We start from the raw sequence: 12,232 nt of genomic DNA, 5'->3' as shown, positions 1-12,232 counted from the left end.
GAAGCGGTTTTCCGTCCGGAAACGCGAAAAACCAAAGACATAGGGCGTTTCCGTGCCTCCGTTTGGGGCGGAAACGCTGTAGATCAGAACTCGGCCCAGCCTTCGGTGGACAAGGCCGCGTTGCCCTGCACCGCATACCCAGCCGATCGTACCGCAGGCGGTCGGTTTCCGATGTTCGCGTGCTGTTGGGGCGTGACGGCGCGGGGCGGCGTCCGCCGCGCCTCTGGCTTGGCCGCGGCACGGGTTTCCCCGGAAAGTTGGAACCTTCCGATCAGGGCGCGAAGGTTCGTGCCTTCCTGGGCAAGCGTCGCCGACGCGGCATTCGCCTCCTCGACCATGGCGGCGTTGCGCTGCGTCACCTGATCCATCTGGTTGACGGCGGTATTGACCTCGGCCAGCCCTACCGACTGTTCCCGGGCCGAGGTGGCGATGGCAGCCATATGCTCGTTGATGGTGATGACGTGCGCCTCGATGGTCTTGAGCGCCTCGCCGGTGTCGCGCACCAGCCGCACCCCGCTCTCGACTTCGGAGCTGGAGCTGCGAATCAGTTCCTTGATTTCCTTGGCTGCCTTTGCCGAACGCTGCGCCAGTTCGCGCACTTCCTGCGCCACGACCGCAAATCCCTTGCCGGCGTCGCCCGCCCGCGCTGCCTCGACGCCGGCGTTCAGCGCCAAAAGGTTGGTCTGAAAGGCGATCTCATCGATCACACCGATGATGCTGGAAATCTGACTGGATGATTCTTCGATCCGCCGCATCGCCTCGACGGCATTGGCCACGACGACGGCCGACTGCGTCGCGCTGGTCTTTGCTTCGCCTGCCACGTCGCGGGCTTCCTCCGTCCGGCGCGAGGAATTGCTGACATTGGCGGTGATCTGGTCGAGGGCCGCTGCCGTTTCCTCCAGGGATGCCGCCTGTTGCTCCGTGCGTTTCGACAGGTCGTCGGCGCTCTGGCTGATTTCGCGGGTGCCCATGCCGATATTGCCGGCGCTGTCAGCGACGGCGAGCATGGCATCGTTGAGCTGCGCGGCGGCCTTGTTGAGGTCGTGACGCAACTGCTCGAACTCTGCGGAGAAGGGTTCCTCCAGCCGCACGGCGAGATCGCCGTCGGCCAGCCGCTGCAAGCCGGTCGCAAGGCCTGACGTCGCCTGGATCAATTTCTGCTGCGCGGCCTCTTCGGCCTCGTCCTGCATCCGCGTGCGTTCCGCTTCGCCATTGCGGCGGCTTTCCTCGGCCTCGGCCTGCAGACGAAGGTTGGATCGGGCCGCTTCCCGGAACGACTGGATGGCGCGGGCCATCTCGGCGATTTCGTCCTTGCCGGTCACATTCGATCCGTCGTCTTCGAGATGGCCGTCGATCAGCTTGCGCATCGCCCCGATCTGCCTGGCGAGCGGACCGATGACGCCACGTGAAACCACCAGGTAGGTTCCAGCAGCCAGCGCGAGAACGAGCAGGATGATGCCGATGCTGACAGCTCGCACCGTTTCGAATTCGCGATGCTGTTCCTGAAAGACCTTGTCCGACAAGTGCACCTGAAGGTCGGAAATTTCCGAGATGGTCTCGGTCAAGGGATCGATGGTTTCGTAAAGCGAGGTGCGAACGAAGCTGTCGAGCGCCGCAGAATCACGCTCAGACAGGATTTTCGTCAGCGTTGCGATCGAGTCCATCGCGACCACCATCTGCTGCTTGGCGTTCTCGACAAGCTTCTGCTCCTCCGGTGTCATAGAGGTCGCGACATAGGCGTCCCAATTGGCGGTTATCACCTGCCGGGCGTCGTTGACCGAGGCAAGACCGGCCTCCATCGTCTCGTTTCCGTTGCGCACCTTGTGCGCCGCATCGACGATCGAGACGGCAAAAGCGTCCGATGTTGCCTTCAGATTTTTCAAGGGAACGATACGGTCGGCATAGACCGCATCCATCGTCGCGCTGTTTTCGGCAAGCGCATGCTGGCTGTAGACGGCAATGCCGATCGCGATGAGTGACAACAGTGCAATCGCACTCAGGAGCTTGGTCTTGATCAGCATGGCGGTCCCTTGGTTAGGTATCTCTCGGCCACACTTTTTAATTAATTAGATAATCCTTACTTAATAAGGCGCTGAATTTCAGGCCTTCTTGCGCGTTTTTTGAACAAATAATCGCAACGGAACCGGAAGCCAGCCACCCTGGTTTGAAGCACCGGAAGCGGGGCAACTCTGCGTAGCGACGTCGAGGAAATATCGTCGCGGACGTTCGGCCAACAAAAAAGCCGCCGAGGAATCCGGCGGCTTTCTGATTGCATGATCCTGGTCGCGTTTTACTGCTGAACGACCACGCGTGCGTTCTTGCCCGGACGAACGCGGGAGTAGAGATCGATGATGTCCTGGTTCATCAGACGGATGCAGCCCGACGAAGCGGCCGTGCCGATCGACGACCATTCCGGCGTGCCATGCAGGCGGAACAGCGTGTCCTTGCCCTGGTCGTTGAAGAGATAGAGTGCACGAGCGCCGAGCGGGTTCTTCAGGCCCGGGCCCATGCCTGCCTCGACATACTTGGCCACTTCCGGCTTCCGTTCCGCCATTTCCTTCGGCGGGTGCCACATCGGCCATTCCTGCTTCCAGGCGATATAGGCTTCGCCTTCCCATGCAAAGCCGGCCTTGCCGACGCCGATTCCGTAGCGAACGGCCTTGCCGCCGGGCAGCACGTAGTAGAGGAACCGGTTCGGGGTGTTGACGACGATGGTGCCGGGACGCTCGCTCGTCGAATAATCGACGATCTGGCGATGGAAGCGGCCATCGACCTTGTTGATCGGAACTGCAGGGAGCGCGTAACCGTGATCCTCAACTGCGCCATAATTGCCCGAAAAGATCTGATCCGAAGCGACCTGTTCCGCAACGGGAGCAGGCTCACCGCTTGCCGTCTCGGACTTGGTCGAAGTTGTCGAGCAGCCGGCTACGGCGAGTGTCGCCGCCAGGCTGCACAGGAGGAAGGCATTGCGGAAGCGCATAGGAGTCTCTTAAAATAAGAAGCGAAGAAAAACTGGGTCGGCCCGACCATCAGTGACAACGGTTATTTTCGATTAGTTGCTGCTATGCAAGGGATTGCGTGGCAACAAGGCGGCGGGAAAGTGTAAATTCCGTGACGCTGGCTTTTTTGCAACAAAAGCGGTGGCAGACGAGAGTCTAGACGAATGACAATTCTCTCTATCCATGACGACAACCCTCTCGTGGACGGTCGACAATCGAATCGCGCGCTCATGGTGCGCCGCGGGGTTCAGCGGCTTTTCACGGAATTGCGCCACGCGGTGCTGCCGGAATTGACGCTCGCCAGCGGCCGGCGTGCCGATCTCATCTCGCTGTCGGCGAAGGGCGAAATCTGGATCGTCGAGATCAAGACGTCGATCGAGGATTTCCGCGTCGATCGCAAATGGCCTGATTATCGGCAGCACTGCGACCGGCTGTTCTTCGCCACCCATGGTGACGTCCCGCTCGATATCTTTCCGGATGATTGTGGATTGCTGCTGTCGGATGGCTACGACGGACACATCATTCGCGAGGCACCGGAACACCGGCTTGCACCGGCAACCCGCAAGTCCGTGCTGCAGCTCTTTGCCCGCACCGCCGCACAACGGCTGATGCTGGCGGAGTGGGCTGCCGAGCGCAATGGCGAACTCGGCAACTCCATTCGCGATATCGTTTCCGGCTCCCGCGACGGGTCAGCCGAGGGTTGACTACTTCGGCGCGCGTTTTGCCAGGATCCGCTGCAGCGTTCGGCGATGCATGTTGAGCCGACGCGCCGTCTCCGACACGTTGCGCTCGCACATCTCATAGACGCGCTGGATATGCTCCCACCGCACCCGGTCGGCCGACATCGGGTTTTCCGGTGGTTCGACCCGTTCGCCCTGGCGCTGCACCAGTGCTGCGAAGATGTCGTCGGCGTCGGCAGGCTTGGCGAGGTAGTCGACCGCGCCGAGCTTCACCGCATTCACGGCCGTTGCAATATTGCCGTAGCCGGTAAGCATGATCATGCGGGTGTCGTCACGGCGGCTGCGGATCGCCTCGATTACGTCGAGGCCGCTGCCGTCGCCGAGCCTCAGATCGATGACGGCGTATTTCGGCGGGTTGCCCTTCGCCTTGGCGATGCCTTCGGCAACGGACTCGGCGATATCGACGGTAAAGCCGCGCGCTTCCATGGCGCGGGCGAGGCGTCGAAGGAACGGCGCGTCATCGTCGACGAGCAGCAGCGTTCTGTCCGGTCCGATCAGTTCGGCGTCCTGGGCGTGCGTGCTGGGCGAAGCTGTCGATTTTTCGGTCATTCTCGCAATCCTTGGGCGAAAAACGGGACGTTTTCACCGAGATTATAGGTTTCCTGTCATCCCGTTCAATAAACTGCCAAACGTCATTTCGCCAGTTTCGTGTCCATCAGCGCACGCGGCCATTCGACGCTGACCTTGGCGCCGGGGCGATCGGCGCCGCCGTTCTCGAAGCGTAGGCGCGCGCCGGACCGCTCGAGCAGGGTCTTGGCAATGAACAGGCCGAGCCCCAGGCCGCCGGCGCTGTCATCCTTCTGCCTGCGCGTGACATAGGGTTCGCCGATGCGCATCAGAATATCGGGGGCAAATCCATCGCCGTCATCGGCAATCGTCACCTTGACGTGGTCGGCGGTGTGCTCGACCGTCACGGTCACCTCCTGCTTGGCATAGTCGACCGCATTTTCCAGTAGATTGCCGAGCCCGTAGAGAATGCCCGCATTGCGGTTGCCGACCGGCTCCGATGCCTTGTCACCCTTTTCGACAAGATTGATGTGAATGCCGAACTCGCGGTGCGGCGCCATCACTTCCTCGACCAGCGAGGATAGCGGCAAGAGCCGCATATGCTCTTCGCTTTCGGAGGACAGCGTCGTCAGCCGCTTGAGAATGTCGCGGCATCGCTCGCTCTGGCTGCGCAGCAGATGCACGTCCTCGCCGAAGCGTGGGTCGTCACCGAGCTCACGCTCCATTTCCTTGGCAACGACACTGATCGTGGCAAGCGGCGTGCCGAGCTCGTGGGCAGCGGCCGCCGCCAGGCCGTCGAGCTGCGAAAGGTGTTTTTCACGCTGGAGCACGAGCTCGGTCGCCGTCAACGCCTCCGACAGTTCGCTCGCTTCGAGCGAGACGCGGTAGGTATAGAACGCGGCAAAGGCCGTCATCGACACGATCGCGAACCAGATGCCGGCCGTCAGCACCCGCGGCATCAAGAGAAGCGTGCCGGGATACCAGGGCAGCGGGAACGGCGAAAAGGCAAGGACGGTCACACCGATGACCGCAAGGCCGGCAAGAACGATGCTGTGCGGCTTCGGCTGCGAGGCCGAGGAAATGATGACCGGAACGCAAAGCAGCGGCGCAAACGGATTGGCAAGCCCGCCGGTGATGAAGAGCAGGCCGGTCAGCTGCGCGAGATCGAGCCCGAGCAAGGCAAACGCGGCCGGCGGTCGCAACCGGTGCGTCGGGGGGAAGCGCAGGGTGAGGTAGGTGTTGACCAGCGCCAATGTGGCAATCAGCACCAGGCACAAGAGCAAGGGCAGCGGAAACTGCAGCCACAGCGTTGTGATGATGACGGCGATCGATTGGCCGCCGACCGCAAGCCAGCGCAGGCGAATGAGCGTCTGCAGGCGCAGGCTTCTGTTCGAAGTCGGATCATTGTGTTCCAGTGCCACTGCCGTCATGCCTGCTCTTGTTCCTATGGCCCCCGTCAAGGGTATTGCCTCATGTACCACGCGGTTTTGCCCGTGTCGTCGGCGCGGCCTCCGCCGGGTTCTCCGGCCAGGGGTGCTTGGGATAACGCCCGCGCATGTCGGCCCGGACATCCCGCCACGACCCGGCCCAGAAACCCGGCAGGTCACGCGTGGTCTGGATCGGCTGCCGGCCGGGCGAAATCAGTTCGAGCAGCAGCGGCAGCCGGCCATCGCCGATAGCAGGGTGTTTTTTGAGCCCGAAGAGTTCCTGCACCCGGATGGAGAGAAGCGGTTCGTCGCCGTCATAGTGGATCGGATGCCGTTGTCCCGTCGGCGCCTCGAAATGCGTCGGTGCCAGTTTTGCCAGCTCCCGCTGCCGGTCGTGCGGGACCAGCGACAGCAATCCTTCGGAAAGCGCGCCGGCCTTGATGTCGGCGATAGCGGTGACGCCGTGTTGAAACGGAACGAACCAGTCCTCGAGCGTCGCAAGCAGGGCTGCGTCGGAAACGTCCGGCCAGGGTTCGCCGAGCGAGCGATACAGGAAACCGATGCGATCGCGCAGTTGCATCGCCTCCTTGGAAAACGGCAGGACCGCCAGTCCAAGCTGGCGAACGCCATCGGCAAGCGCGCGTGCTGCGCTTTCGCCAGTCGGTCTTGGAAGCGGCGCCTCCTCGAAGATGATCGCACCCAGCCGGGTGACGCGGCGCGCGCGCACCTGGCGGCTCGCCCGGTCGAAGACGCTTTGCTCTTCCCGCACGATCGCTTCGGGCATATGCGCGTCGACGTCGGCGCGCGAAAGCTCGGCCGCCGCCAGCACGCGCTGGCCGCCGGCGCGGCCCGTGAGGTCGGCGATCACAAGCATGTTTGCCGCAGCGAGGCGCTCGGTCTCGGCGATCTCGGCCCCACGGCCGTTTGCCATCACGAACCGCCCACGGCCACCGCGCTGAAGCGCGATGCGGTCCGGGAAGGCGTGCATCAGCAAGGCGCCGGGCTGGACCGGTTCGCTCGACTTTCGCGCCCCTTTGAGTTCCGCCGCCATGCGGCGGGCAAGATTGCGCGAGGCTTCGGCGCGCTCGCCGCGCTCCTGGCGAAAGCGGCGCAGCCGGTCCTCCAGGTCGATGGCGTTGCCGCCAAGGCCTTGCTCCGTCAGCATGACCGCGAGCAGACAGGCCGCCTCGCCCTGGCCCTCCTCGGCCGCCGAAACCGCCATGGCCGCAAGGCGCGGCGGCAGGGCCAGATCACGGATCTTGCGTCCCCTTGGGGTCAGCGCGCCGAAACCATCGAGCGCGCCAAGCTCGCTCAGCAGCTTTCGCGCTTCCATCAGGGTCGTTTCCGGCGGTGGGTCGATGAAGGCAAGCGCTGCGGGATCGGTGACGCCCCAGTGCGCCATGTCGAGCAGCAGTCCGGAAAGATCGCTGGCCAGGATCTGCGGCGGCGTGAAGGCCGCAAGCGCTGCAGTCTGGCCGGCATGCCAGAGGCGGATGGCAATGCCCGGCTCCGTTCGCCCGGCTCGGCCGGCGCGCTGATCGGCCGACGCACGCGAGACGCGCACGGTTTCAAGCCGGGTGATGCCGGTCGACGCTTCGAAGACCGGCAGTCTCTGCAAGCCGCTGTCGATGACGATCCGCACGCCGTCGATGGTGATCGAGGTTTCGGCGATCGAGGTGGCAAGAACGATCTTGCGCGTGCCTTTCGGCGCCGGCCGGATCGCCGCATCCTGCTCCTTCTGCGTCAGGTTTCCGTAAAGCGGAACGACCGTCGTATCGGCTGTAAACCGGTCGGCAAGCCGTGCCGCCGTCCGGGTGATTTCGGCCTGTCCCGGCAGAAAGGCGAGGATCGATCCTTCTTCGCTGCGATGCGCCTCGACGATGGCGCGCACGACTGCGTCCTCGACGCTCTCGCCGCCGCGGTCCTGGTTGCGGATGTCGATGGGGAAACTACGCCCCTGGCTTTCGACGACGGTCGCGTCACCGAGCAGTTTTGAAACGCGCTCGACGTCGAGTGTTGCCGACATGACGATGATCCGGAGATCGTCGCGCAGCGCAGACTGGACGTCGAGCGCCAGTGCCAGGCCGAAATCGGCATCGAGTGAACGTTCGTGAAATTCGTCGAAGAGAACCGCGGAGACGCCCGCCAGCTCCGGATCGTCGAGGATCATGCGGGCAAAAACGCCTTCGGTCACTACTTCGATCCGGGTCTTGGCCGATATCCGGTTGTCGAGTCGCATGCGATAGCCGACGGTTTCGCCCACTTTCTCGCCGAGTAGCTCCGCCATGCGCCCGGCCGCTGCCCGGGCGGCGAGCCGCCGGGGTTCGAGCAGGACGATCTTGCCGCCGTCGAGCCACGGTTGCTCGAGCAGGAACAGCGGCACGAGCGTCGTCTTGCCGGCGCCGGGTGGCGCCGAAAGCACGACGGAGCGGGCCTTGTCGAGAGCTTCGGCGATCTCGGGCAGGACCTCGCGAACCGGCAAGGCGGGCAGGGTAAGCGTCACGATTGTCTCTCCGCTCCGATATGGATGAGCGCACCGCCGGCGGCGTCCGCGTCCGCGCGGTCATGGGTCACGAGGATTGTCGGCAGGCCTGCGGACCGCGCCTTGGCAAAGACCAGCTCGCGCGTTTGCTGGCGCAAGGCCATGTCGAGTTTGGAAAAAGGCTCGTCGAGCAGCAGCAGGCGCGGCTCGGAGAGAAGCACGCGTTGGAGCGCGACACGCGCCTTCTGCCCGCCCGAAAGCGTCTCCGGGTCGCGGTCGAAGAACCCGCCAAGCCCGCCTTCATCGAGCGCGTTTTCTGCCATCCGACGCCTGACGTCTCGGTCCTTGAACGCCTCGGGTATGGCAAAGACGATGTTGCCGCCGACCGAAAGATGCGGGAACAGCAGCGGATCCTGGAAGAGAATGCCGGTGTGGCGCTGTTGCGGCCGCAGCGCGATCAGATCGTCCTGCCCGAGCAGAACTGCACCGCTGGCGGTAAAGGCAGGGTCGAGAAATCCGCCGATATAGGCGAGCAGCGTCGACTTGCCGGAGCCCGACGGACCCATGATCGTCAGGACGTCGCCGGGCATGACCGTCGCCGAAACGGAAAGCAGCAGCCGGTCGGCCAGCCGGATCGTCACATCGGACAAAGTCAGAGGCATCGTCTTGCCTGGCGTTCGCATTCAGATCCTCATTGCCCGTCGGTGGCGGAATAGCAACTGCGGCACGAGCGATGCAATGAGAAAACCGAGAAACGGCAACAGTGCCTGAAGCAGCGCATAAACGCCGATGATGCGCCGATCTCCTCCCGACGAAAGCGCCACCGCCTCGGTGGTGATCGTCGTCACCCGTCCGGCGCCGATCAGCACGGTCGGCAGGTAGAGGCTGACGGAGACCGCAAAGCCGACGGCAAATGCCGTCAGGCAGGCGCGAAGCAGCATGGGCAGTCGAATGGTCATGAGGATCTTGAGTGGCGATTTACCCAGTCCCGATGCGACCTGTTCGTAGCGCCGGTCGAGCGCCCGCCAGGGCGGCGCTAGTGACAGAAGCACATAGGGCAGAACGAAGACCAGATGCACGGCGGCAACGGTGGCGATCGACGGCGAAAACCCCGCCATTGCTGCCAGGATCTGCAATCCAAACACGAAGGCGATCTCCGGGACCAGCAATGGCAGGAAGACGGGAAACCAGCGCTCGGCGGTGCCGTGAGCACTGCGCGATAGCAGGCCGATGGCGATCGCAAGTGCGAGGAGCGATGACAGCAGGGCGATGATGATAGTGTTGGCCAGAGGTCCGGCGAACCCTCCAAGGGCGCGTTGCCATGTTCTGAAGGTGAGGCTTGTCGGCAGACTATCAGGGAATGGCCACAGCCCTGCAATCGACCAGAGCGCCAGCAGGCCGAGCCCGGTAAAGATCAACGCCGCGGACAAGGTCGTGATCACGGCTGCGGTCCGGCGAAGAAGTCGGTCGTCACTCAGGCGTTTTCCCGAAGCGCTCAGGCGCCGGTGACAAAGACGACCGAGCCGTTCGACGCCGATCCAGACCACGATCGCGAACAGGCCGAGCGCTAGCTGCAGCACGGCGCCGGCCGAAGCGAGGAACCGGGCGCCGATGTCGTCGTCGGCCAGCCATTGGGCGATACGTACCGGCAATGTCGGCGGCAATCGGGGCCCAAGGATCATCGCGACGTCGATCACCGAGGTCGAGTAGACCAGCACCGCGAAGACAGGCAGGCGGATCTGCCGATAAAGCAGCGGCCAGAGCGCGATGATAAAGCCCGATACCCGGCCATAGCCGAGAGCTGACATCAAACGTCGCGCATTCGCCACGGGCAGCTGCGGCAGTGCCGCCAGCATTACCAGCAGCAGAAAGGGCATCTCCTTGGCAATAAGACCGGATATCATCGACAACCCGAGCGGATCGTTCGGCACGAGCCAGTCCGGCGGTCGGTCGAAGCCGGTGAGTTCGGGAGAGGCGAGCCGAATGAGAAAACCGGACGGCGCGATCAGGAAGGCGATCGCAAATGCCGATGCGGCGTGCGGAACGGCCAGCAGCGGTGAAAGCAGATGCTGGATGAAGGCGAAGGGTCGCGTTCCGGCGAAACCCGCGACAAAGGTGCAGACCACCATCAGGGTGACAAACGTGCTGATCAACCCTGCCGCCAGACTGATCAGAGCCGAGCGCAGGATATGCGGCTGGGCGACCAGCGCCTCGAAATGCCCGAGCGTGAGCTGCGTACCGCCGAGTGCGGGCAGGTAGCCGAAGGCCGGAAGCAGGGTGCCGGCGAGACCAGCCAAAACCGGCAGGCACAGCATGACCGCCACACCTGTGCCGATGCCCCGCTGCAGGGCGTCCCTCACAGGGATGTCCGTCGATGGCGCCGGCACTCGCCGTTAATTGGCGGCGCCATATCGGCGGATCCATTCGGTTTCGATCCGCGTCATCCAGTCGGGATGCGGTTCGGCAAGCGCCGGGCCGAGCTGATCGGGCGGCAATGTCGCCACCCCGAGATCGAGGGCTGCAAAGGCGGCACGGTCGGCATCCGGTAGTTTCACCATCGCCAGCACCGTCGGGTCACCCCAGTATTGGGCGTCCTGTTTGCGCAACTGCGCCTCGGGAGAGAGCAGGAAATCCGCAAGCAGCAGCGCGCCCGCACCAGCATTGGCGTTATAGGGAATGGCAACGAAATGGGTGTTGCCAAGCGTTCCGCCGGAAAAGACGAAGGAGCGGACGGTGTCCGGCAGCTCGCCATTGGCGATAGCCGCCGAAGCTTCGGCGGGATTGAAGGCGAAGATGATGTCGAGTTCCCCGTCGGCCAGCTTCTGCTTCATATCGGGGTAGTTCTGCGGATAGGCCTTTCCCTTGCGCCATAACAACGGCGTCAGCTGGTCGAGATAGGCAAAGAGCGGCGCCACATCCTGTTGAAACGTTGCCTCGTCCACGGGCTTCAGCAACTTGCTCCTGTTATCGATGAGCTCGATCAGCGCCTGCTTCAAGAACGAGGAGCCGGCGAAATCCGGCGGCTGCGGATAGGAGAAGCGTCCCGGATGGGCCTTTGCCCAGCCAAGCAGGTCTTTTGCCGATGTGGGCAGCTGCGCGGTTGGCGTGCGGGCCTTGTCATAGAAAAAGACCAGTTTGGCGCCGCCCCAAGGGCTTTCGAGCCCTTCCGTCGGTACGGTGAAGTCGGTGAGGATTGTCGGCTTCGTCTCGTGGTCGACATAGGCCCAGTTCGGAAGCCGGGTTGCCCAGCTGGGGCTGAAGAGCAGGCCCTGCCGCTTCATCGCGGCAAAGTTCTCGCCATTGATCCAGATGAGATCGACGGTGCCGGCAGCATCCTTGCCCGCCGATCTCTCCGCAAGCACGGTTGCGACCGCTTTGGCAGTGTCATCGAGTTTTACATGCACGACGTTGACGCCGTAGCGCGCCTTCATCTGTTCGCCCGCCCAGGCGATATAGGCATTGATATTGGCTGAACCGCCCCAGGCGTTGAAATAAACCGTCTCGCCCTTGGCCTCGGAAACGACCGAAGCCCAGTTGTCGATGTCGAAAGCGGCCGCCGGGCAGGCAAGGCTAAGTGTGGCGACGACCGCCGCTGCCCATCGTCTTACCCATCCGATCATGCTGCACTCCCCCGCATTCGTGTTTCGGCGCGAAGGTAAGCCAAGCGCCTGTGGCGTCAATGCGCGCCGATGGTGGCGACCGTCACGTTTCGGTGAAACGACGGCAGTCTCGATGAGCACGGTTTGCCGTGAAGATGGGCGTTTTCCGCCGGGTGGGCGGCCTTTTTGCGAAGCTCCTAAGGAGAGGTAAGCGTGAGCGACGGCGTTTCCCTGGCTCTTGGCAACGCTTTTCGACCGATTGGCGAATGATTCTGGTTCTGGTTTTGCTGGTTTGGTGGTTTCGGCTGGGCTGTTGATAACTCTCGCTTCCAATTCGTGTGTATTTTCAGAGTGTTGTTCGATCTTGTCGATTTTTTGCGAATGCCTGTTGACGTGTTCGGTGAGTGGGGTCTATAAGCCCGATCACTGAACGAGGGCGGCGGCGCTGCTGGCGACGATGTCCTTCGTTTTAAGGTTT

Annotated in this window: 9 protein-coding genes; 1 reads left to right on the top strand and 8 read right to left on the bottom strand. The window is 63.1% G+C overall.

Features of this window, described 5'->3' with window-relative positions; translation table 11 throughout:
* Positions 1–83: 83 nt before the first annotated feature.
* Positions 84–2,021 carry a methyl-accepting chemotaxis protein gene (locus tag IB264_RS26530; RefSeq protein ID WP_057206497.1) on the bottom strand — a complete coding sequence of 646 codons (1,938 nt, stop codon included), beginning with the start codon at positions 2,019–2,021 and terminating at the stop codon, positions 84–86.
* A gap of 269 nt (positions 2,022–2,290) precedes the next feature.
* Positions 2,291–2,980: a L,D-transpeptidase gene (locus tag IB264_RS26525; RefSeq protein WP_025425367.1), complete on the bottom strand. Its 690-nt coding sequence runs from the start codon at positions 2,978–2,980 to the stop codon at positions 2,291–2,293.
* A 183-nt stretch (positions 2,981–3,163) separates the two neighbouring features.
* Here IB264_RS26525 and IB264_RS26520 point away from each other — a divergent pair, with 183 nt between their 5' ends.
* Entirely contained in the window at positions 3,164–3,703 is a 540-nt protein-coding gene (locus IB264_RS26520; protein ID WP_025425368.1) for an MmcB family DNA repair protein, read from the top strand.
* Here the strand turns inward: IB264_RS26520 and IB264_RS26515 are convergent, their stop codons facing one another.
* From IB264_RS26515 to IB264_RS26490, 6 genes are all read right to left on the bottom strand, one after another.
* A complete protein-coding gene (locus IB264_RS26515) occupies positions 3,704–4,288 on the bottom strand; it encodes an ActR/PrrA/RegA family redox response regulator transcription factor (protein ID WP_025425369.1) in 585 nt (194 codons plus the stop codon).
* An 83-nt stretch (positions 4,289–4,371) separates the two neighbouring features.
* Positions 4,372–5,676 carry an ActS/PrrB/RegB family redox-sensitive histidine kinase gene (locus IB264_RS26510; protein ID WP_025425370.1) on the bottom strand — a complete coding sequence of 435 codons (1,305 nt, stop codon included), beginning with the start codon at positions 5,674–5,676 and terminating at the stop codon, positions 4,372–4,374.
* A gap of 40 nt (positions 5,677–5,716) precedes the next feature.
* Complete coding sequence (gene hrpB, locus IB264_RS26505) at positions 5,717–8,176, bottom strand: ATP-dependent helicase HrpB (RefSeq protein WP_025425371.1); 2,460 nt, start codon at positions 8,174–8,176, stop codon at positions 5,717–5,719.
* Positions 8,173–8,838, bottom strand: coding sequence for an ATP-binding cassette domain-containing protein (locus IB264_RS26500; protein WP_025425372.1), 666 nt, complete (start codon positions 8,836–8,838; stop codon positions 8,173–8,175). The genes hrpB and IB264_RS26500 overlap by 4 nt, the downstream gene beginning before the upstream one ends.
* A complete protein-coding gene (locus IB264_RS26495; protein ID WP_051509141.1) occupies positions 8,839–10,470 on the bottom strand; it encodes an ABC transporter permease in 1,632 nt (543 codons plus the stop codon).
* Positions 10,471–10,548: 78 nt separating this feature from the next.
* Positions 10,549–11,775, bottom strand: a complete 1,227-nt coding sequence (locus IB264_RS26490) for an ABC transporter substrate-binding protein (RefSeq protein ID WP_025425374.1) — start codon at positions 11,773–11,775, stop codon at positions 10,549–10,551.
* Between the last annotated feature and the right edge of the window lie 457 nt (positions 11,776–12,232).

Origin of the sequence: Ensifer sp. ENS11, from assembly GCF_014851895.1 — a bacterium.
GTDB classification, from domain to species: Bacteria; Pseudomonadota; Alphaproteobacteria; order Rhizobiales; family Rhizobiaceae; genus Ensifer; species Ensifer canadensis.
Note: the sequence above shows the minus strand (reverse complement) of the source record. Positions and strands in the feature narration are given on the sequence as shown.

What these genes read in the sequence shown, in the direction of transcription:
- IB264_RS26520 (WP_025425368.1), top strand. Translation starts at nt 3,164, where the DNA reads ATGACAATTCTCTCTATCCATGACGACAACCCTCTCGTGGACGGTCGA.
- IB264_RS26500 (WP_025425372.1), bottom strand. Translation starts at nt 8,838, where the DNA reads ATGCGAACGCCAGGCAAGACGATGCCTCTGACTTTGTCCGATGTGACG.
- IB264_RS26530 (WP_057206497.1), bottom strand. Translation starts at nt 2,021, where the DNA reads ATGCTGATCAAGACCAAGCTCCTGAGTGCGATTGCACTGTTGTCACTC.
- IB264_RS26515 (WP_025425369.1), bottom strand. Translation starts at nt 4,288, where the DNA reads ATGACCGAAAAATCGACAGCTTCGCCCAGCACGCACGCCCAGGACGCC.
- IB264_RS26525 (WP_025425367.1), bottom strand. Translation starts at nt 2,980, where the DNA reads ATGCGCTTCCGCAATGCCTTCCTCCTGTGCAGCCTGGCGGCGACACTC.
- IB264_RS26490 (WP_025425374.1), bottom strand. Translation starts at nt 11,775, where the DNA reads ATGATCGGATGGGTAAGACGATGGGCAGCGGCGGTCGTCGCCACACTT.
- IB264_RS26495 (WP_051509141.1), bottom strand. Translation starts at nt 10,470, where the DNA reads ATGCTGTGCCTGCCGGTTTTGGCTGGTCTCGCCGGCACCCTGCTTCCG.
- IB264_RS26510 (WP_025425370.1), bottom strand. Translation starts at nt 5,676, where the DNA reads ATGACGGCAGTGGCACTGGAACACAATGATCCGACTTCGAACAGAAGC.